Raw genomic sequence first — 22,167 nt, forward strand, 5'->3', positions numbered from 1 at the left:
GAGGTCGCGGGTTCGAGTCCCGTCCGGACCGCAAAGCCCTCTTTTTGAGGGCTTTGTTGTTTTAATACATTGGTTGACTGTTCTTTTTATGTTACCAGTATGGTAGGAAAATCAATGGCATAATGATTCATTCTTTGTCAATCGCTGAAGGATCAACAATGGCAAGCCTTTAGAACGAATGGCAAAAAGGTTGCCAAACACTGGTTAATTAGTGGGCTTTTACAGCAAAAATCGAAAAGTTAACCTTGCCGTACTTTCGTGTTTCCAGAAAATTTTGTTGGAGGTTAAAGCTGTATTTTTCAGAGTGCTCAATGATCAACCATCCATCACCAGCTAAAAGATTATTTTCGAACACCAGCTGTGGAATAAGGTCAACCCCAGCAATGTCGTAAGGTGGATCAGCAAAGATGAGGTTGTACTGCTTATTGCAAAATTTTAGAAACTGAAATGCATTGTGCTTCACTGGATTAATTTGGCTAAACCCCAATTCTTTGGCTGTTTTGGAAATAAAGGCATAGTGAACTGGGTTGAGTTCCACAAGGTCAATATCGGGGCACCCTCTGGAGGCAAATTCAAAGCTGATGCTGCCGGAGCCGCTAAAAAGGTCAAGAACGGTTATCTCTTCAAAATCAAAATTGTTGGCAAGAATATTAAATAATCCTTCCTTTGCCATATCGGTGGTAGGTCTGGCCGTAAAATTTTTTGGAGGATTAATGGTTCTTCCTCTGTAGCTTCCGCTTATTATTCGCATGTGGCGCTGAAGAACAGGTTAGAAAATCGAGCTTTTACATGGTCTCGAATCTTATAGCTTAGCGTAAAGTTTCCTGAAAACGGATCGTTGAAGGTTTGTGGGTAAAACTTTTTAAGTGCTGGAATAATGGCCATACCCTCCTCAGTTGCACCGGCAACGGAAATGGTTGCTGACTCTAGTCCAACAGCACTAAGTGCATTAGCAAGAAAAAACAGAACGTCGCTTGGGGATTTGTAAGTGTAGGAATTGAGGAGCTGAAGGTTCTTCTTACTATAAATTGCAAGGTCGAAAAAGTTCTCATTAACGTGAATCCCTACAAAAGGCATTTCGATGAATTTTTCTTCACGAAGCCGTTTTAAAAATGGAAAGACTTGGGGTATTAGCAATGCTGTAGGGAATAATGACTTAAGCTTACTGGCCAATGTGGATGGAAATGTATAGATGAGCATTGCCTTTGGCTCTTCTATTTTAATGAAATGCACTTCGTCAAGTTCGTCGAGGTGGTGGGTTACTGAAAGCAATTCTTTTGCCTTAGTCTCCACAAAAAGTTCTTCAGGAACGAGGGTGTAATTGGGTGATACATATAGAATGGTTACCTTGATAGGATGTTTTGGCAGGGATAGCTCATCTTGCAGTAACTTATTTACAACTATTGCTAAGTCTTCGCTGTCAACGGCACTACTGATTTGGTAATGCTTAAAGGCCACAATTTTCTCTTGTTGCTTGTCGGCAATACAAAATGAAAGTCCATCCAAGCTAACCCGGATGGACAAACAGTATGTGTTTATGGTATTGATGTCGTATGTTTCGTCGACTAAATCAATAGTTTGTATCATTGTATTATTATTCCTATTCCCAATTACCTGCATTGTTGGTTGCGGCCTTTAGCGAACCCACCATCAAGCCAGGATACTGATCAAGATCTTTTTTGTCGTTAGTCAAGTTTACTACCTGTTGGTGATCCATACCCCAGTAAAGAATGTCATAAGGCACCTTGCACTCAAAAACTTTTACCTTAACCTTGGATGCCGTTTCTAGAACGCCAGCAGCCAACTCAAATTGATTGCGTCCTCCAGTGTAGGGAACAAACCGTAGAGAATCAACGTCAATTTTTTTGAATAGAGAATCCCTTACGCTGATTTTAATTTTTTCGCGAACGATCTGCTTTCTTGCAACGGCAATGGAGTCTTCCTCAGAACCAATTTGCTTAACAACGACGAATGAGTCGCGCTTTGCAAAGTTGATTAACGTGTCGAAACTACCAGTATAGCGATCGTACTTTGACTTAAACGCAACTTCTGCAGTTCTGATGTCTTTGAGACGTTGGATTGTTTTATTGTCCCTTCTTTCCTTTTCATTCTTAAACTTAATAGGCTGATTGATGCTCACAGTAATAAGATAACCAAGGAACACTATTAGTAAAAGCAGGAAGATTTGAACAGCTTTTTTCATTTCTCTAGAATTAAGTTATGTTTGCTTGCAAATTTAAAAAAAAAATTATTCCCTCTTCCTTTATATATTTGATTTCTGAAGAATATGCTAAAAAATCATCTTACTAGCCTGTTTATTGCAGAGTTGCTTTTCACACCAACCGCAAGTCAGCATGAAATGTTTGAAACGTTGGGCTTGTTTATTTCAGGGGAAGAGGGTTGCGATATAATGGTTGTGAATGGGTATGCAGGTACTGGTAAAACCTCTGCAATTAGTGCGGCGGTGAGGGTCCTCGAATTGTATGGTCAACGAGTTGTACTGCTTGCGCCAACTGGTCGTGCTGCAAAAGTATTTTCCATCTATTCTGGCAAACCAGCCTTTACTGTTCACAAGCAGATTTATCGTCAAAAAGTGGCAGCTGATGTGCAGAGCGTTTTCACGCTGAGCTATAATACCTATAGCGATGCTCTCTTTGTTGTTGATGAGGCCTCCATGATCTCTGACCAAAATGTGGAGCAATCACTTTTTGGTTCTGGTAACCTATTGCGTGATTTGGTTGAGTATGTTCAGCAGGGGAAAAATTGTAAGCTGCTGCTTGTGGGTGACGATGCCCAGCTGCCACCGGTGGGAATGGATAAAAGTCCGGCCTTAAGCAAAATTACGATGATCACCTTTGGCAAAGTTCTATACGCTAGGCTCACCGAGGTGGTTCGACAAGAAGCAAATTCCGGAATCTTATCCAATGCCACTGCCATTCGGCAGCTGGTAACGACTGACAGCTCTGCGATGCCAAGTTTCAATATGGATTTTGATGATGTTAGTTCTGTATCGGGTGGGGACCTTATTGAATTGCTGGAATCCAGCTATGGAAAGTATGGGCGGGACCAGGTGGTGGTTATTACACGATCGAACAAGCGAGCCAATGTATATAACAGTGGTATTCGCCAACGGATTCTTTATAGGGAGGAGCAACTTTCGATTGGTGATTCTTTGATGGTTGTGAAAAATAACTACTTCTGGACAATAGCACTAAAGGAATTGGATTTTATAGCCAATGGGGATATTGCTGTAGTAGAAAACATAGGGCGTTATGAAGAGCGCTATGGGCTAACGTTTGTAGATGTTCGGTTACGTTTTCCCGATTATAATGACCTTGAATTAGATGCCAAGATTATTATCGATACGCTTACCTCAGAGTCTGCCTCATTGTCGACTGAGCAAAGCAGGATACTCTACACTGGTGTTAATGAAGATTATGGAACCGCTACTTCTCGGCAAAAACATTGGCTACAGGTTAAGGAGGATCCTTTCTTCAATGCGCTGCAGGTAAAGTTTGCCTATGCCATTACCTGCCATAAGGCGCAAGGAGGCCAGTGGCCAGTGGTATTTATTGACCATGGGTACTTTACGAAGGAGATGTTATCAATCGATTTTCTGCGATGGCTATATACGGCTTTTACAAGGGCAACAACCAAGCTTTATCTGGTAAACTTTAGTAAGGAATTTTTCGATCTGTCTGGAGATTTAAATTAACAGTTAAATTTAAGATGAGGTAAATAACGTTTTTGATGACTCGATCAACTTAAGCAACTAATATCGGAATAGGTATAAAATGCTTATTATTGTCAACAAATTGTTCTGATTTTGAGTTTATCCTCTTTCTACTAGATCAATCAACCTACAAATTGAACCGTTATGAAAAGAATTATTTTAATTTTCTCCATAATTCTGTTTGGAGTAAATAATTGTTTGAAGGCTAATCCAGTTAGCATAGAATCTGCCCAAGATGTGGCATTAAAGTTTGTTCAGCATTTTTCTTCCCGAAGTGTAAATACTGTTTCCGATGTTATAGTATACAAGGGTAGCACTGCACCAGCCTTTTACGTGTTTACTTTTCAAGGAGGAGGATTCGTAATGGTAGCTGCCGATGATGCAGTTACCCCAATCTTAGGCTACTCTACCACCTCCACTTTTGGCAAGAATAATGTGCCGGTTAACGCACAGGATTGGTTAAATAGCTATAAAAGCCAGATTTCTGATATTGTAGCAAAGCGCGTTGATAACACTCAGACCTTGAATGAATGGAATAGGATAAGGAATGGACAATTTTCAGCAACTAGAGGTGCTGTTGCCCCTTTAGTTACTACCACGTGGGATCAAGGGTGTTACTATAACCAGCTATGCCCTTCAGATGCAAGTGCAACAACAATTTGTGAACATGCTTACACGGGTTGCGTTGCCACAGCAATGGCACAAATTATGAAATATTGGAACTATCCAAATCAAGGCAATGGATCACATACATATACTGATCCAACGTATGGAAGTTTGTCCGCTGATTTTGGCTCAACTACTTATAATTGGGCAAATATGCCAAACTCCATTGCTGATACTAATAATGATGTAGCAACGCTTATGTATCATTGCGGTGTTTCTGTTGATATGACTTATGGAGCTGATGGTTCTGGTGCCTTTTCAGGGGTGGTTCCTGCAGCTTTAATAAACTATTTTTCTTATTCACCAACGGCGGAAATTAAGTACTTAAGTAGCTTTACAACCGACAATTGGATTTTGATGATTAAGAGTGAACTTGATGCACAACGCCCTGTGTATTATGCTGGGGATAACGGTACTGAAGGCCATGCCTTTGTTTGCGATGGTTATGATAGCTATAACGATTTCCATTTTAACTGGGGTTGGTCAGGATATGCAAATGGATATTATGCAATAGGGGCTTTGAATCCAACATCATCATACAAGTTTAACTATAATAATGAAGTAATTGTAAGGATAAAGCCTCCGTCAAATGCTCCAATAGCTAGTTTTACGGCAAGTACAACAATTCCTGACGTGAATACACCTGTAACATTTACCGATAAGTCAACCAATAGTCCTACCTCGTGGAAGTGGTATTTTGAGGGAGGAACCCCTTCTACATCAAGCGATCAGAATCCACATGTTACCTATGACACTACTGGTTCATATCTTGTTTCGCTCACAGTTTCTAATACGGATGGCAGTGATACTAAGACCATGTCAGGGTATATTAGTGCAGGAGGAGCTTCTGCCGCTTGGATAAAACAAAATACTGGTTTCGTTACACCAGATAGATATATTAGCCAGATTACGATTGTCAATCCGATGGTTGTATGGGCAAAAGCTGAAGATGGATCCGGTTCAAATAATTATATCCGTGAGTTTACCCGAACAACTGATGGAGGGATTACTTGGACTCCAGGTGAAATATCGTTTACAAACTCTTCAAGTTATGGTGTTTCCAATATTTTCCCGATGAATGATACCGTATGCTATGCATGCATGTTCCCCATTACGGATAGCTATGGAGGATACATTGTCAAAACGGAAGATGGTGGCAATACTTGGGTAATTCAATCCTCTGCAACCTTTGCCACCGATCAAGGTTGGGCCGACATTGTCCACTTCTTTAACGAAAATGATGGTGTGGCAATGGGCGATCCTAATAGCCATGGGTTTGTAATATATACTACCTCTAATGGTGGAAATAACTGGACGTTGGTGCCCTATTCCAACATTCCTGCTAATCTTAGCGGCGAAACTGGTGTGACAAACTTGTACGATGCCGTTGGAAATACGCTTTGGTTTACAACATCCAAAGGAAGAATTTACAAGACCACCGATAAGGGTGCCTCTTGGACCGTTGCAAATACTGGATTGTCGAGCACTTGTACTCCAACTTTTAAGGATGCAAATATTGGAATCGTTGCCCTAAATGCATCACCATATACCTTGAAAAAAACTACCGATGGTGGGGCAACATGGACAACACTTACTCCTACTGGGACATTCCTTGTAACACCAAATCTATCCTATGTAAAGGGAACACAGTCTATGTGGGTTGATGTAAGTGCGACTCAAGGCTCTACAGGCTCTGCCTATAGTATAGACGATTGTGCTTCTTTCAAAAATATCGATATGGGTGCTGCTCAGTATACCGCTGTTGCATTTCTTGATTCCCTAACCGGCTGGGCTGGCGGATATAACATAGATTCTACTAATGGAGGTATTTACAAGTGGAATCCTACCTATAATTTAACAACTGGGGTTAATCCTATTCCTTCGGTAAACCAGAATATTAAGATGTATCCAAACCCCTCAAGCGATTTGGTTACGGTGGAGTTTTCTGCCCCATTGGAGGCATCTGCTACCGTTACTGTTTATAACCTGCTTGGCGAAAAGGTTCGAATATTAAATGCTGCATCGGGCGATAATTCTGCGCGCGTGAGCGTTTCTGGCTTGAGTTCAGGTATGTATATTCTTACCGTGCAAAGCGGTGGAAGGTTAATCACCACAGAACGACTGTCGGTTGTTCATTAGGGCATAACGCCAGTTTTTATCAAAAGAAAAAAGGGGCTTAAGTCCCTTTTTCTCTTTTGATAAATATAGTAGTGAGAGTATTATTCTCCAATTATTTTTACCAGAACTCGCTTCTTTCGTTTTCCGTCGAACTCCCCATAGAAGATTTGCTCCCAAGGTCCGAAATCAAGGCGACCATCGGTAATGGCCACCACGACTTCTCTTCCCATGATCGTTCTTTTTAGGTGGGCATCGGCGTTGTCTTCAAAACCGTTATGCTTGTATTGGGCATATGGTTTTTCCGGGGCTAACTTTTCGAGCCAAGCTTCATAATCATGGTGGAGGCCACTTTCGTCGTCGTTGATAAACACGCTGGCGGTTATGTGCATGGCGTTACACAGTAGAAAGCCCTCTTGTATTCCACTCTCCTCTAAACACTGTTGAATATCGGGAGTAATATTGATCAGCTCTCTGCGAGTTTTTGTTTCAAACCACAGCTCTTTTCTATAGCTTTTCATAGTGTAATTGGGGTTACGTTATAGCTTCAGCTCCTGTATAATGGAAGCGACTTTATCGTCCAACTTGTGCCAGTTGGCTTCAAATTCACTCTCATTGGAAATTGTGGATTTTACACCAAAATAGAGCTTTATTTTTGGCTCGGTTCCCGATGGTCTTATGGAAACCTTGGTACCATCCTGCATAATTATTTGGAGAACGTCCGATTTTGGAAGCGAAATGGCATATCGAAGGTGGGAAATCATGTCGTAGGAGGATTGCTTCTCGTAGTCGTGGATAATCATCACCTGACTTCCCAAGATGGTTTCTGGTGGCGATTGCCGAAATTTTTCCATCATTCGTATAATCTCCTCCTTGCCCTCTTTCCCCTTTTTGGTTATGGAAACCAACTTTTCACGATAAAGACCAAATTCCGTGTAAATTTTTAACAACAGCTTGTAAAGGGTTAATCCTTCACTCTTTGCCCATGCCGCAGCTTCGCAAATCATGGCACAGGATATTACAGCGTCCTTGTCCCGAACAAGGTCGCCAACTAGGTAACCGTAGCTCTCCTCGCCACCCACAATGAACTGTTTTTTGCCCTCGTTGCGACGAATTGCATCGGCAATGTATTTGAAACCAGTAAGAACCTCAAGGCATTCAACGCCAAACTTTTCGGCAATTGAAGAGAGCAAGTCGGAGGTAACAATGGTTTTAACGGTAAATTCTTCTCCTACGAGCTTGCCTTTTGCCTTCAGCTGAGAAAGTATGTAGTAAAAAAGAATTGACCCAGTTTGGTTACCATTTAAAAGGATCATCTTTCCGTCATTATCTCTAACGGCAATGCCAACTCTATCTCCATCGGGGTCGGTGCCCAAAACAATGTCGGCGCCAACTTCCTCTGCTCGTTTGAGCGCCAAGCTGAGTGCAGCAGCTTCCTCTGGATTTGGTGAGGCTACTGTTGGAAAGTTCCCATCGAAAAAGTCCTGCTCGCTCACCCTAAACACATTGGTAAAACCGAAGGATTTTAGTGCATGAGGCACCAAGTCTTTCCCCGTACCGTGAATGGGAGTGTAAACAATTTTAATATCACCATGCTTCTTTATAACCTCAGGAGATATGGAGAGTTCCTTGATGGCATTGATATAAATGTTGTCGAACTTCTCGTCAAGTGAACTAATTTTTTTGGGATTTGCCTTCCAGTTTATTTGATCGATGGAGGTTATTTTGGCAACCTCGGCAATAATGTTGTCGTCGTGAGGTGCAATAATCTGCCCTCCATCTTCCCAGTAAACCTTATAGCCATTGTATTCCTTTGGATTATGTGAAGCAGTTACAACAACTCCACTTTGGCAGCCAAGTTTTCTGATTGCATAGCTGAGTTCAGGGGTAGGGCGTGGGCCTGCAAAGAGGTACACACTAAAACCATTTGCGGAGAAAATATTGGCAGTTGTTTCTGCAAAGAGGCGGCTGTTGTTTCTTGGGTCATGCGCAATGGCAACCTTTATTTCCTTGAGGTGCGAAAATTGTTTCTTTATATAATTGGCTAAGCCTTGTGTGGCCATGCCAAGGGTGTAAATGTTCATTCGGTTGGTGCCAACGCCCATGATTCCTCGAAGCCCTCCGGTGCCAAACTCCAGCTGAGTATAGAACGCTTCAATCAGCTCTGCTTGATCATGCTCCAGCAAATGCTGAACTTTATCACGCGTTTCTTGGTCGAACGATTTGTTTAGCCAGCCTTGGGCTTTTTCCGTTACCAATTGAAGTAGTTGGGTATCCATAGCTTGCAGTTTTATTGTGACAGCAATTTAACGCATTTTTTTAAGCTCTCCTTCCAATGTGGTATTTCAATCTGAAAGGTATCCTTGATTTTTCTTTTGTTTAGAACGCTGTATGCAGGGCGAGGAGCTGGTACAGGATATTCCTTTGTCTCGATTGGGCTAACCTTGCATGGGGAGTTCGTGAGTGCCATTATTTCAATGGCAAAATCGTACCAGCTGCATACACCTTCGTTGGAGTAATGGTAAATTCCCGAGAAGCGTTTGAAGTCGTGAGTTGATTTTTTTGCTATAGTTATCAAAACTTCAGCGAGGTTATAGGCCCAAGTTGGGGTGCCCACTTGGTCGAAAACAACACCAATGGATTCCTTTTCTTTTCCGAGACGCATCATGGTTTTCACAAAATTATTTCCATGGCTCGAGTATAGCCACGATGTTCTAACCACAATTCCACCAGCATTTAGAACCGCACGTTCGCCATCGAGTTTGCTCTTTCCATACACCGAGGTGGGGTTAACATCACTCTCCTCGTTGTATGGGAGATGAGCAGTTCCGTCGAAAACGTAGTCAGTAGAGATATGAATGAGCCCAATATCCGACTTCAGGCATGCCTTGGACAAAATGGTTGGGGCAACAAAATTAACCAGCTCTGCTGAGCGTATATCCGTTTCGGCTTTATCCACTGCGGTGTAGGCAGCACAGTTAATGATAATATCTGGTTTTGACTCGGCTAAGAAGCTAGCAACTGCAACATCACTAGTAATATCGAGCTCTTGAATATCAGTAAAAACATAGCTGCTGCTATTATCGTGTTGAGCAATTAGCTGTAGCTCACTACCTAGCTGTCCATTACTTCCGGTGACAAGAATTTTCATTTGATTGTATTGTTTTGATTATTTTGCTTAGGCGCAAAAAAAGATGATTTAAGGAAATAGGAAATTCATTTCTGCGTGAGCAAACGAAGGATGAACCTTGTCTTTTGCCGAGATAATTTCTTTCTCGGCTGAGATACGCCAATCTATATTAAGATCTGGATCATTAAAGATGATTCCTCGTTCAGCCTCGGGTTTGTAAAGGTTATCGCATTTATACAAAACTGTTGCCGTCTCGGAGAGCACCGAAAATCCATGCGCAAACCCATGAGGAATAAGTAGTTGTTTCTTGTTGGTTTCCGACAATTCAACGGCGTAGTGCTGCCCAAAAGTTGGACTTCCCCTACGAATATCAAGTGCAACATCGAGTATACTCCCAGAGAGCACTCTCACCAACTTTGATTGGGCAAAAGGAGCTAGCTGAAAGTGCAATCCTCTGATTACGCCATAGCTCGATTTTGATTGGTTATCCTGGACCCAGCTCGTGTTGATTCCCACCGCCTCAAATTGTGCTAAGTTGAAAGATTCAAAGAAATAACCTCTTGAATCCTCAAAAACACGAGGGGTGATAACCATTAAGCCGGAAAAGTTCGTTGCAGCGATATCCATTAGTTCAATTTTATTCGTTTGCTAGTGCCATAAGGTATTGTCCATACTGATTCTTTGCCATTGGCTCCGCTAATTTCAAAAGTTGTGCCTTATCAATGAATCCGTTCTTAAATGCGATTTCCTCGATACACGCAATTTTAAGTCCTTGTCGCGACTCGATAGTTTGAACAAAGTTTGAGGCTTGTAGTAAGCTCTCATGGGTTCCTGTATCAAGCCATGCCATACCTCTACCCAGCAACTTTACACCGAGTTTTCCTTCGTTAAGGTATAGCCTATTAAGATCGGTTATCTCCAACTCCCCTCGCTTCGATGGTTTGAGACTTTTAGCCTTAGCAACCACATCGTTTCCATAGAAGTAAAGGCCAGTAACTGCATAGTTCGATTTTGGCTTGTCCGGTTTCTCCTCAAGGCTAATTACCTTGCCATCTTTGTTGAACTCGGCAACTCCATAACGCTGAGGGTCGTTTACCCAATATCCAAAAACGGTGGCGCCGTCTTTTTGATTTGCACTTTCTCGCAGTATACCACTAAAGCCTTGTCCGTAAAAGATATTGTCACCTAATACGAGGCAGGCCGAGTCGTTTCCAATGAACTCTTCACCAAGAATAAATGCCTGTGCAAGTCCGTCGGGAGATGGTTGAACTACATATTGAATGTTGAGCCCAAGCTGTTTTCCATCACCAAATAGCCTTTGATATAAAGGAATATCGGAAGGAGTGGAGATGATTAATATATCCCTGAGTCCGGCCAGCATCAGTACCGAAAGGGGATAGTAAATCATTGGCTTATCGTAGACGGGAAGAATTTGTTTTGAAATGGCTTGGGTTATGGGGTATAACCTTGTGCCCGCTCCACCAGCCAGTATTATTCCTTTCATGGCTATTTATTTAGCAATGTTTTAAAGAAGAAAATAGTTTTTTCAAGGCCATCGTGAAGATTAACCGAGGGTTCCCAGCCATTGAGCTCTTTTCGGGCAAGTGAAATTTCTGGTTTCCTCTGCGTTGGGTCATCCTGTGGCAGTGGTTTAAAGGACAATTTTGATTTCGATTTTGTCAACTTTATTACCTGTTCAGCCAGCTCAAGCATTGAAAATTCTACGGGATTACCAATATTTACTGGGCCAATGAATTCATCACGTGTATTCATCATACGAATCATTCCCTCAACAAGGTCGTCCACATACTGAAAACTTCTGGTTTGGTTTCCGTTTCCGTAAACCGTAATATCCTCACCATTTAGTGCCTGGACAATAAAATTGGAAACCACTCTACCGTCATTTGGATTCATTCTGGGACCATAGGTATTGAAAATCCGAATGATCTTTATTTTAACGCTATTTTGGTAGTAGTAGTTCATAAAGAGGGTTTCAGCACATCGCTTTCCCTCATCGTAACAGGAGCGGGGACCAATTGGGTTTACGTTTCCCCAGTAGGTTTCCGGTTGAGGATGGACGGTTGGGTCACCATAAACTTCGCTGGTTGAGGCTTGCAGAATTTTTGCTTTAAGCCGCTTTGCTAAACCTAGCATATTAATAGCACCTTGCACCGATGTCTTTACCGTTTTAATAGGATTGTACTGGTAATGAATTGGTGAGGCGGGGCAGGCAAGGTTGTATATTTCATCAACCTCAGCAAAGTAGGGTGCAGTTACGTCATGCCTAACAAGTTCAAAGTAAGGATTGTCCAGCAGGTGAACAATATTCTGCTTCGATCCGGTAAAGAAGTTGTCGAGGCAGATTACCTCGTTGCTCTCATTCAGCAGTCGCTCGCAAAGATGTGACCCAATAAAACCAGCACCACCCGTAACTAATATTCTTTTCATCCTCTTTAACTTAGTAGTTAGAGCACAAACCAGTTCATTCAAATCGTGGGAATGTGCTTTAATGTAATATTCTTTATTCGAGCGGTCTTTTTCCTATGCTATAGTATTTAAAACCGTGTTCCAGCATCTCCTGTGGATCGTATATATTCCTTCCGTCTACCACTACCTTGCTCCGCATTAACTTGTTTAGCATGGAGAAGTTTAGAATTCTAAACTCTGACCATTCGGTTACAAGGATTAGTGCATCGGCATCAGTGGTTGCATCGTAGGCTTCCTTGGCGTATTCAACAATATTTCCAATTCGGCGCATCGATTCATCCATTGCAACTGGGTCGTATACTCGCACAGTTGCCCCTGCATCAACCAAATTTTTAATGATGACCAAGGAGGGAGCTTCGCGCATGTCGTCGGTGTTGGGCTTAAACGATAAACCCCAAATAGCAATTCTTTTGCCCTTGAGGTTTCCATTGAAATGCTTACTTAGCTTCTTGAATAGCACCTCTTTTTGACGATCGTTAACGTCTTCCACTGCCTTTAAAATTTCAAGGGAGTGTCCGTTTTCATCGGATGTTCTGATGAGCGCTTTTACATCTTTTGGAAAGCAGCTTCCACCATATCCTGCCCCTGGATAAATAAACTTATTTCCAATTCGCGAGTCGGAGCCAATTCCTTTTCGAACCCAATTTACATCGGCACCAACCAGTTCACAAAGCGAAGCAATATCGTTCATAAAGCTGATTTTAGTAGCCAGCATTGCGTTGGCGGCATACTTGGTTAGCTCCGATGAGGCAATATCCATAAATAGGATTGGATGGCCATTGAGCACAAATGGCTTATAGAGCTTTTCCATGATGGCCTTGGCCTGTTCTGATTCTACTCCACAAACAATTCTATCGGGCTTTAAAAAGTCTTCAATGGCATTACCTTCTTTCAAAAATTCTGGGTTTGAGGCAACATCAAAGGTTATGGATACCTTGCGTTTGGAGAGTTCATCCTGAACGGCCTTCTTTACCTTGTGGCTGGTACCTACAGGAACGGTGCTCTTTGTAACAACCACGGTATATTGGTTTATGCAGGCTCCAACCTCTTGTGCCACGCCAGTAACATACTTTAAGTCAGCACTTCCGTCTTCGTCGGGTGGTGTACCCACTGCAATAAAAACAACCTCTGCATCAACAAGGCTTTCCTTTAGGCTAGTAGTAAAAAATAGGCGACCTTTGTCAACATTCCGTTTTACCATATCATCTAGCCCCGGCTCGTATATGGGGATTATTCCATTTTTTAATTCATCAATCTTTTTCTTGTCAATATCGACACAGGTAACGGTTACTCCTGTTTCGGCAAAACATGTGCCTGTAACCAATCCAACATATCCACTGCCAACGACTGAAATTTTCATAAACTGTTGATTTAAGGTTGTCTAAGATATTGATCTCAACTTTTGTAAATGTTGTAAATTTACTTTTTATAATGAAACTATCGAAAAAATGGTTGCTGCATTTTTTCGTTTTTGTTGCCTTTGCGAGAGGATAATGGCATAACAAACAAAAAATCAACACCCCCAAAGTGATTTTTTTGTCGTTTTATTTTTTCGGGTGTCCAAGTTTGATTAATTTTGCCGTCTGAGAGTTTCTACAAATAATGTCCAACTACAAACTGATTTACATTAATTAATGACAAACGAAAACGAAATCCTTCCAGAGGATGAAATTGCGGCAGTAGCTGCACCAGTAATGCAACCCAACCTCGAAAACTTCGATTGGGAAGCCTATGAAAAAGATGAGATCTATTCTAAGAATGATCGTGAAACCTATTTAGAGAAGTACAACGAAACCCTATCTTCGGTTGCTGAAAACGAGGTTGTTGATGGTACTGTAATCGCCATGAACAAGCGTGAAGTTGTTATCAACATTGGCTACAAATCGGAAGGTGTTGTGGGATTAAGCGAATTCCGGTACGATCCAGAGCTTAAGATTGGCGACAAGGTTGAGGTTTACGTTGAGAGCCAGGAAGACAAGAAGGGTCAGCTGGTCCTATCACACAAAAAAGCTCGTGCTCTACGTTCTTGGGATCGCGTTAACGCTGCTCTCGAGAAAGATGAAGTTATTAAGGGTTACATCAAGTGCCGCACAAAGGGTGGTATGATCGTGGATGTATTCGGTATTGAGGCCTTCCTCCCCGGATCACAAATCGACGTTAAGCCAATCCGTGACTACGATGTATTTGTTGGAAAAACCATGGAGTTCAAGGTTGTTAAAATCAACCAAGAGTTCAAAAATGTGGTTGTTTCTCACAAGGCACTTATTGAGGCTGAGCTCGAGCAGCAGAAGAAAGACATTATTGCTAAGCTTGAAAAGGGTCAGGTTCTTGAAGGAACCGTTAAGAATATCACCTCCTATGGTGTATTTATCGACCTCGGTGGCGTAGATGGTTTAATCCACATTACCGACCTTTCATGGGGCCGCGTAAATCACCCAGAAGAAATTGTTCAGCTTGACCAAAAGCTCAATGTTGTTATTCTTGACTTTGATGATGCCAAGAAGCGTATTGCATTGGGATTAAAGCAACTTACTCCTCATCCGTGGGATTCTCTTGATGAGAACCTGAAGATTGGTGATAAAGTTACTGGCAAGGTAGTGGTTATGGCTGATTACGGTGCATTTGTTGAGATTGCCACCGGAGTTGAAGGACTTATCCACGTTTCAGAAATGTCATGGAGTCAGCACCTACGCAGCGCTCAGGAGTTCCTAAAGGTTGGTGATTCCGTTGAAGCAGTTATTCTCACCCTTGACCGTCAGGACAGGAAAATGTCACTTGGCATTAAGCAGCTTAAGGCTGATCCATGGGAGAATATTGAAACCAAATACCCTGTTGGTTCACGTCATAACGCAAAGGTTCGCAATTTCACCAATTTTGGTGTATTTGTTGAGATTGAAGAGGGTGTTGATGGGCTTATCCACATTTCAGATCTATCCTGGACCAAGAAGATTAAGCATCCTTCTGAATTTACCCAGATTAGTGCAGATATCGAAGTGGTTGTTCTTGAAATCGACAAGGAAAACCGTCGCCTTAGCTTAGGTCACAAGCAACTTGAGGAAAACCCATGGGATGTTTTTGAAACCATTTTCACGGTTGATTCCGTCCATGAAGGTACCATCATTGAGCTTATGGACAAGGGTGCAGTAGTAGCCCTCCAATATGGTGTTGAAGGATTTGTAACGCCAAAGCACCTTGTAAAGGAAGATGGAACTACTGCCAAAGTTGAGGAGAAACTTCAGTTTAAGGTAATTGAATTTAATAAAGCTTCTAAGAGAATAATTCTTTCACATAGTCGTATCTTTGAGGATGCAAAGAAGACCGACGACAAGGTTGAGAAGAAGGTAAAGACCCAAGCAACTCAAACTACCCAAAAGGCAGTTAAAAAGTTGAAGTCTAACCTTGAAAAGACTACCTTAGGCGATATTTCTGAGTTGGCAGCTTTGAAGGAAGAACTTGAAAACAAGGAAATAAAGGAAAACAAAAAACTCAAGGAAAGTAAAGAGTTGAAGGAAAGCAAGCTCAAGGAAAGCGAAGAACTCAACGAAAGCAAAGAGAATTCAAACGAGTAAGCACTTTCGGGTAACAAGTATAACAAACTTCTACTATTATGGATTTTAAAATCGATAAGCTGGATAACTACACTATCGTTGAAGTGCTTGAAGAGAAGTTGGATACCAACGTAGCGCCCAGCCTTAAATCGGAACTTGTTCTTATTTCCGGAAATGGAGAAAAAAACATTGTTCTGGATTTGAGAAACTGTCGCTATTGCGATTCCTCTGGCTTAAGCTCTATACTTGTTGCCAATCGTTTGTGTAAAAATGCCAACGGAACTTTTGTGCTTACTGGTTTAACCGATGCCGTGGAGCGATTGATTACCATTTCGCAACTCGATACGGTTTTAAACATAGCCTTTTCGAGAGAAGAAGTGACTGAGATTATTAACAAGGCTGAGAACGAGAAGAAGTAGTGCAGTTTACATTAACCATACTCGGTACCAGCTCAGCACTTCCAACCTCATCAAAATTTCCAACCGCTCATGTGCTTAATATACATGAGCGGTTTTTTTTGATTGATTGTGGTGAAGGCACCCAAATACAGCTAAGGCGTTTGGGTATTAACCTTTCACGTATTAACCATATATTTATTTCTCACCTTCACGGTGATCATGTTTTTGGTCTCTTTGGTTTAATTTCTACGTTGAGTTTACTTGGACGCAAGGAGGATCTTCATATATATTCGTTTTACCTACTCGATAATATTCTGAAAGATCACCTCAAATACTTTGAGCCAAACTTGCCCTTCAATGTTGTTGTTCATTCGGTGGACACCCGGTTGTTTCAGCAGGTGTACTCCGATAAAAATCTTGAGGTGTTTACCATTCCACTTGAGCATCGAGTTCCGGCATGCGGTTTTCTATTTAAAGAGAAGGAGCCAGGGCTCAATATCCACAAGGAGTTGATTGGGTATTATAAAATTCCTCTATCTCAAATTCACAGGATAAAGGATGGTGAAAATTTTACTTGTGAAGATGGAAGCGTTGTAGAAAATAGGATTTTGACCTATCGACCCTACGTTCCGCGTTCATATGCATTCTGCTCCGATACTTCCTTCTCACCTGCAATTGCCAAATACGTGAAAGGCGTTGACTTGCTATACCATGAGGCAACTTTCGGAAATGAATTGGTCGAAATGGCAAAAAAAACTGGCCATTCAACGGCCGCTCAGGCGGCAGAAATTGCAAGACTAGCTGAAGTAAAAAAACTTTTAATTGGACATTTTTCATCAAGGTATAAGAATACAGATGCACTATTACAGCAGGCTCAGCAGGTTTTTCCCCATACTATTGCAGTTAGGGAAGGTGATGAGTTTTCAATTCCTCTGCGAAGGGAGTAGTGTTGGGGACTAGCCCCTAATTCGCTGAATTTGATTATTTTTACAAAATATTTTGCCTTATCATGCAGGAGAAAATACTCATTCTTGATTTTGGATCTCAATACACACAGCTAATTGCCCGTCGTGTAAGAGAACTTAACGTGTATTGTGAAATTGTACCCTTTACCCATACATATGTCCCCGATTCAAATGTAAAGGGAATAATTCTATCTGGTAGCCCTTTCTCGGTAAGAGATGCTTACGCTCCAAAGCCGGATTTAGCTTCCTACAACAGCTCGAATCTACCAATTCTTGGTGTATGCTATGGCGCGCAGCTAATGGCTCAAGTCAATGGCGGTGAAGTTTTGCCATCTATTTCTCGGGAGTATGGTCGGGCCATGTTATCGGTCCATGAAACTACTTCCGCATTATTTAGTGGTGTCAATCAGAATTCGCAGGTTTGGATGTCGCATGGTGATACCATCGCAAGACTTCCGAAAAACTTCAAGATACTCGCTGGAACAGAGGATGTTAAAGTTGGCGCCTATGTTGTTGAAGGTACGCAAACGTATGGAATTCAGTTTCATCCAGAAGTTTACCACACTGTTGAAGGGGCTACAATACTTCGAAACTTTGTGGTTGAAATTTGTGGCTGCAGCCAAAATTGGACGCCCGATTCTTTTATTGAGACCACCGTTAAAGAGCTTCAGAAAAGAGTTGGGGACGAGAAGGTAGTGCTGGGACTATCTGGCGGAGTGGATAGCTCAGTGGCTGCTGTGCTGCTTCATAAGGCAATCGGTAAAAACTTAACCTGTATTTTTGTTGATAATGGGCTGCTTCGCAAAAACGAATTTGCTGATGTTCTACAAAGCTACCATGGCATGGGGCTGAACGTGATTGGTGTTGATGCAAAGCAGCAGTTCTATACCGCGTTGCGCGGGCTTGATGATCCAGAGGCAAAACGGAAAGCCATTGGAAAAACATTCATTGAGATTTTTGATCAGGAGGCCCACAAGATACAGAATGTGAATTGGCTTGCTCAGGGAACAATTTACCCAGATGTCATTGAATCAGTTTCGGTAAACGGACCCTCGGTAACCATAAAATCGCACCATAATGTTGGTGGATTACCTGCCGCCATGAAAATGAAGGTGGTGGAACCACTTCGACTTCTGTTTAAGGATGAGGTTCGACGAGTGGGGAAGGCATTGGGTATTGGTGATCATCTTTTAAGCCGCCACCCATTTCCAGGCCCCGGACTCGGAATCCGTATTTTGGGCGATATTACCGAAGAAAAGGTGCTGCTACTGCAGGAGGCCGACCATATATTCATTCAGTCGCTGCATCGCGAGGGGCTGTACGATAAGATTTGGCAGGCTGGTGTAATCTTGCTGCCCATTAAGTCGGTTGGGGTTATGGGTGATGAGCGAACCTACGAGAATGTTATTGCTCTTCGAGCGGTGGTTTCTACCGATGGTATGACAGCCGACTGGTATCATCTGCCATACGATTTTCTCTCAAAGGTGTCAAATGATATTATTAACAAGGTGAAAGGTATTAATAGGGTAGTTTACGATATCAGTTCAAAACCACCAGCCACCATTGAGTGGGAATAAAGCTGGAGAGCAAGGTTGGTCGTGCGCTATCGGTTGTTAAATTATGTTTATTCTATACAACCAATTGGAAAAGACCGTAACTTGTGAAATTAGTAACTATTTAAGTTTTAACAACATTACATATGAATAGCTCTTTCAAAAAAGGTACACTACTTCTTTGGATTTTTCTATTTTTCTCCAGCCTTGCTTCTGCACAAGGAGTAGATGATCAGGTATTTAAATTTAGCAGGTTTCTTCGGATGCTTTCGGGCATGTACATTGAACCGGTTAACGATTCGAAGTTGGTAGAAAATGCCATTGTTGACATACTTGGACAGCTTGATCCCCATAGCGCATACATCTCTAAGGATGACGTTGCGGCAATGAATGAGCCACTTGAGGGAAATTTTGACGGTATAGGTATAGAGTTTAATATTTTCCAAGACACCTTAATTGTAGTGAATCCTGTTCCGGGAGGTCCTTCTGAGAAGGTTGGACTGGTTGCTGGCGATCGGATTATTTCCGTTGATGGTAAAAATATTGCAGGAATAGGGCTTAAGAATAGCGATGTTTTCAAGCTCCTGCGTGGACCTAAGGGCACTAAAGTTCAGCTGGTAGTGGCTCGAAAAGGCAGTAAGGATAGGCTCGATTTTTTAATTACCCGCGATAAAATTCCCATCTACAGCATTGATGCAGCCTATATGGCCGCACCGAAGGTTGCTTATATCAAAATAAGCCGATTTGCACTCTCAACTGTACATGAGTTTTTGGATGCTTGGAAAAAGCTTAAACCCTACAACCCACAGGCACTAATTTTAGACTTGCGTGGTAATGGTGGTGGTTATTTAAACACCGCTATTGGCTTGAGCGACCAGTTTCTGCCTGCCGGAAAACTAATTCTCTACACGGAGGGTGCTAATTCTCCTCGCTTCGATTATACCAGTACCAGCCAGGGCTGTTTTGAAAAAGGAGCACTTGTGGTATTAATAGACGAAGGATCTGCTTCGGCAAGCGAGATTACATCTGGAGCAATTCAGGACTGGGATAGAGGCATTATTATTGGACGACGTTCCTTTGGAAAGGGGTTAGTGCAAACTCAGCTTCCCTTGCCCGATGGATCAATGGTGCGACTCACCGTTGCTAGGTACCATACTCCAACAGGACGAGTAATACAGCGTCCCTATAAGGATGGAAATATCGAAAAATACTATCAAGATTTTTACAAGCGATATACCGACGGAGAGATGAATACCCCCGACAGTATACACTTCCCCGATTCACTTAAATATTATACGCTGGAGAAAAAACGTCCGGTATATGGCGGAGGGGGCATAATGCCCGATATCTTCGTTCCGGTTGATACCACTTTCTATTCCGACTTTTATGGTAAGTTGGTTCGAAAAGGGCTTTTTTACCAGTTTGTTATTTCATATATGGATCAAAACCGCAAAGCGTTGGCTGAGAAGTATCCTACGTTTGCGAGCTTTAAGAAAGGCTTCTCCGTTGATGGAGAGGTTATGTCCGGATTGCTGAAAATGGCCAAGGACAATGAAGTCACATGGAATGATGAGGACCTGGCAAAGTCCGGAAATGTGATTAAGCTCATTGTTAAGGGGCTAATTGCGCAGCAACTATTTACCACTTCCGAGTATTTTGAGATAGTAAATGAGGGAAACGATCCCACCTATGCCAAAGCCTTGGACGTAATTGCTAACTGGAAGAACTATAAAAACCTTGTTGGCAAAGACTACTGAGAATTTTAATAAGACAAACAGAAATTAGTTTTTAATGGAGAATTACAACGAATTTACTTCGCTGGGCTTGTCAGAAAAGACCAATGCGGTAATCAGAAAAAAAGGATTTGAAAAGCCTACGCCTATTCAAGCGTTAGCCATTCCGGTATTATTAAATTCGGAATCAGACGTTATAGGTATAGCGCAAACTGGAACGGGAAAAACTGCTGCATATGGCCTGCCAATTGTTGATAAAATTGAGGAGGGAGCAGGCTATGTTCAGGCAATTATTTTAGTTCCTACTCGTGAACTTGCACTCCAGGTTACTGAGGAGATGAACTCTTTTAAGGGAAGTCATAGATTGCAGATAATTTCAGTGTATGGAGGTCAATCCATTAGTGAGCAGCTGCGTCGTCTCAAGCAAGGTGTTGATATTGTTGTTGGGACACCAGGAAGAATTCTTGACCACCTTTCGAGAGGTAGTCTGAATCTGGACAAGGTTAGCTGGGTTGTGCTCGACGAGGCAGATGAAATGCTCAATATGGGATTTGTTGAAGATATTGAGTCTATCCTATCTCATGCACCAGAAGAGCGTCGCACTCTGCTCTTCTCTGCTACCATGCCCGACAGAATTGCTCGACTCTCTAAAAAGTATATGAAGAGTCCGAAGCGCCTTGAGATTGAGCGGCAGCAAATGACAACCGACCTTACTGACCAGATCTATTTTGAGGTACATGAATCAAACAGGTTTGATGCGCTTACCCGCATTATTGATATTGAACCGGAATTTTATGGCTTGGTATTTTGTCGAACCCGTGTTGCTGTTGACGAGCTGGTAATGAGGTTGCTTGAGCATGGATACGCTGCCGACGGATTGCACGGTGAGGTGTCTCAAGCTATGCGTGAAAAAATACTTAAGAAGTTTAAGGTTCACCAAATTAATATTTTAGTGGCTACCGATGTGGCCGCTAGGGGTATCGATATTGTTGACCTTTCTCACGTTATCAACTACTCCCTACCACAGGATTCCGAAAGCTATGTGCATCGTATTGGTCGTACAGGCCGAGCTGGTAAGGAGGGCACAGCAATTACCTTTATCTCTGCCAATGAATATCGCAGCTTTGTTACGCTTCAGAAGATAACTAAAAACACCATTCGCAAGGAGAAACTACCTCACGGTCGTGACGTGGTTGCGGTGAAAAAGGCACGTATATTAGGTGAACTTTCCGAGATAATTGAACTAGGCACCTTTGGCGATTACTTGGGAATGGCTGAAGATATGCTTTCTTCTACTAGCCCCGAAGTTACCTTGGCGGCACTGCTCAAGATGGCGTTTAAAAATGAGCTTTCTGAGGCAAATTATCCTGAATTCCGGACGTTTAATGTTGACCGGAGAGGTAAGGCTCGTGTTTTCATTGCTCTGGGTAAGCGCGATGGATACGATCCTGCCACCATGGTGAATATGATCAAGCAGAAAGTAAAACTCCCCGATTCCAACATTGATGAGGTTCAGATTATGGAGAACTTTTCTTTTGTAACTGTTCCCTTTAATGACGCTGAAACGCTACTTAATGCCTTGAATAAGGAGGGTAGAGGTGGTCGTCCCCTTGCTGAGCTAGCTAGCGAATCCAAGGGTGGTGGTGGAGGAAGAGATCGAGATCGTGGTCGCGAGGGCGGCGGTCGAGATAGAGGTAGAGACGGTAGTAGAAGTAGAGAAGGAAGCAGAGGAAGAGACGGGGGTCGAGAAAGAGGAAGTTCCTCACGACCACCTAGAAGATCTCGTGATCGATAGAATTCTCAATGAAGCCCCGAGCATTAATAAATGATCGGGGCTTT

Annotated in this window: 18 protein-coding genes; 8 read left to right on the plus strand and 10 right to left on the minus strand. The window is 42.3% G+C overall.

Going from position 1 to position 22,167, the window contains the following annotated elements:
- Positions 1-208: 208 nt before the first annotated feature.
- The 3 genes from VMW01_14430 to VMW01_14440 are packed head-to-tail and all read right to left on the minus strand — an operon-like array spanning position 209 to position 2,203.
- On the minus strand, positions 209-751 hold the full coding sequence (locus tag VMW01_14430) for an RsmD family RNA methyltransferase (GenBank protein HUW07441.1): 543 nt from the start codon (positions 749-751) through the stop codon (positions 209-211).
- Entirely contained in the window at positions 742-1,587 is an 846-nt protein-coding gene (locus VMW01_14435; protein HUW07442.1) for a DUF3822 family protein, read from the minus strand. Before VMW01_14435 ends, VMW01_14430 begins: the two co-directional genes overlap by 10 nt.
- A 13-nt stretch (positions 1,588-1,600) precedes the next feature.
- A complete protein-coding gene (locus VMW01_14440; GenBank protein HUW07443.1) occupies positions 1,601-2,203 on the minus strand; it encodes a hypothetical protein in 603 nt (200 codons plus the stop codon).
- A gap of 84 nt (positions 2,204-2,287) precedes the next feature.
- Between VMW01_14440 and VMW01_14445 the strand changes: the two genes are divergently transcribed.
- Together VMW01_14445 and VMW01_14450 are read left to right on the plus strand one after the other, a co-directional pair.
- On the plus strand, positions 2,288-3,715 hold the full coding sequence (locus VMW01_14445) for an AAA family ATPase (protein ID HUW07444.1): 1,428 nt from the start codon (positions 2,288-2,290) through the stop codon (positions 3,713-3,715).
- A gap of 162 nt (positions 3,716-3,877) precedes the next feature.
- Positions 3,878-6,538, plus strand: coding sequence for a C10 family peptidase (locus tag VMW01_14450; GenBank protein HUW07445.1), 2,661 nt, complete (start codon positions 3,878-3,880; stop codon positions 6,536-6,538).
- 80 nt (positions 6,539-6,618) lie between these two features.
- On the opposite strand, the gene VMW01_14455 is transcribed toward VMW01_14450, so the two are convergent.
- From VMW01_14455 to VMW01_14485, 7 genes are all read right to left on the minus strand, one after another.
- Positions 6,619-7,035 carry a secondary thiamine-phosphate synthase enzyme YjbQ gene (locus tag VMW01_14455; GenBank protein HUW07446.1) on the minus strand — a complete coding sequence of 139 codons (417 nt, stop codon included), beginning with the start codon at positions 7,033-7,035 and terminating at the stop codon, positions 6,619-6,621.
- 18 nt (positions 7,036-7,053) lie between these two features.
- Positions 7,054-8,793: a phospho-sugar mutase gene (locus tag VMW01_14460; GenBank protein ID HUW07447.1), complete on the minus strand. Its 1,740-nt coding sequence runs from the start codon at positions 8,791-8,793 to the stop codon at positions 7,054-7,056.
- 11 nt (positions 8,794-8,804) lie between these two features.
- On the minus strand, positions 8,805-9,665 hold the full coding sequence (gene rfbD / locus VMW01_14465; GenBank protein HUW07448.1) for a dTDP-4-dehydrorhamnose reductase: 861 nt from the start codon (positions 9,663-9,665) through the stop codon (positions 8,805-8,807).
- 48 nt (positions 9,666-9,713) lie between these two features.
- A complete protein-coding gene (gene rfbC / locus VMW01_14470) occupies positions 9,714-10,271 on the minus strand; it encodes a dTDP-4-dehydrorhamnose 3,5-epimerase (protein HUW07449.1) in 558 nt (185 codons plus the stop codon).
- A 10-nt stretch (positions 10,272-10,281) separates the two neighbouring features.
- On the minus strand, positions 10,282-11,148 hold the full coding sequence (rfbA, locus tag VMW01_14475; GenBank protein ID HUW07450.1) for a glucose-1-phosphate thymidylyltransferase RfbA: 867 nt from the start codon (positions 11,146-11,148) through the stop codon (positions 10,282-10,284).
- A 2-nt stretch (positions 11,149-11,150) separates the two neighbouring features.
- Positions 11,151-12,092 (minus strand): UDP-glucuronic acid decarboxylase family protein, encoded by a 942-nt coding sequence (locus VMW01_14480; GenBank protein HUW07451.1) that lies wholly within the window; start codon positions 12,090-12,092, stop codon positions 11,151-11,153.
- 73 nt (positions 12,093-12,165) lie between these two features.
- Positions 12,166-13,491: a UDP-glucose/GDP-mannose dehydrogenase family protein gene (locus VMW01_14485; GenBank protein HUW07452.1), complete on the minus strand. Its 1,326-nt coding sequence runs from the start codon at positions 13,489-13,491 to the stop codon at positions 12,166-12,168.
- Between the two features lie 274 nt (positions 13,492-13,765).
- Between VMW01_14485 and rpsA the strand changes: the two genes are divergently transcribed.
- The 6 genes from rpsA to VMW01_14515 all read left to right on the plus strand — a co-directional run bounded on the left by rpsA (position 13,766) and on the right by VMW01_14515 (position 22,123).
- A complete protein-coding gene (gene rpsA / locus VMW01_14490) occupies positions 13,766-15,700 on the plus strand; it encodes a 30S ribosomal protein S1 (protein ID HUW07453.1) in 1,935 nt (644 codons plus the stop codon).
- A gap of 38 nt (positions 15,701-15,738) precedes the next feature.
- Positions 15,739-16,098, plus strand: a complete 360-nt coding sequence (locus VMW01_14495) for an STAS domain-containing protein (GenBank protein HUW07454.1) — start codon at positions 15,739-15,741, stop codon at positions 16,096-16,098.
- Positions 16,098-17,024: a ribonuclease Z gene (locus VMW01_14500; protein HUW07455.1), complete on the plus strand. Its 927-nt coding sequence runs from the start codon at positions 16,098-16,100 to the stop codon at positions 17,022-17,024. Before VMW01_14495 ends, VMW01_14500 begins: the two co-directional genes overlap by 1 nt.
- A gap of 62 nt (positions 17,025-17,086) precedes the next feature.
- Entirely contained in the window at positions 17,087-18,619 is a 1,533-nt protein-coding gene (gene guaA, locus VMW01_14505) for a glutamine-hydrolyzing GMP synthase (GenBank protein HUW07456.1), read from the plus strand.
- 122 nt (positions 18,620-18,741) lie between these two features.
- A complete protein-coding gene (locus VMW01_14510) occupies positions 18,742-20,352 on the plus strand; it encodes a S41 family peptidase (GenBank protein ID HUW07457.1) in 1,611 nt (536 codons plus the stop codon).
- Positions 20,353-20,386: 34 nt separating this feature from the next.
- Positions 20,387-22,123: a DEAD/DEAH box helicase gene (locus VMW01_14515; protein ID HUW07458.1), complete on the plus strand. Its 1,737-nt coding sequence runs from the start codon at positions 20,387-20,389 to the stop codon at positions 22,121-22,123.
- The last annotated feature ends 44 nt before the right edge of the window (positions 22,124-22,167 follow it).

The organism is Williamwhitmania sp. (assembly GCA_035529935.1).
Lineage (GTDB): Bacteria > Bacteroidota > Bacteroidia > Bacteroidales > Williamwhitmaniaceae > Williamwhitmania.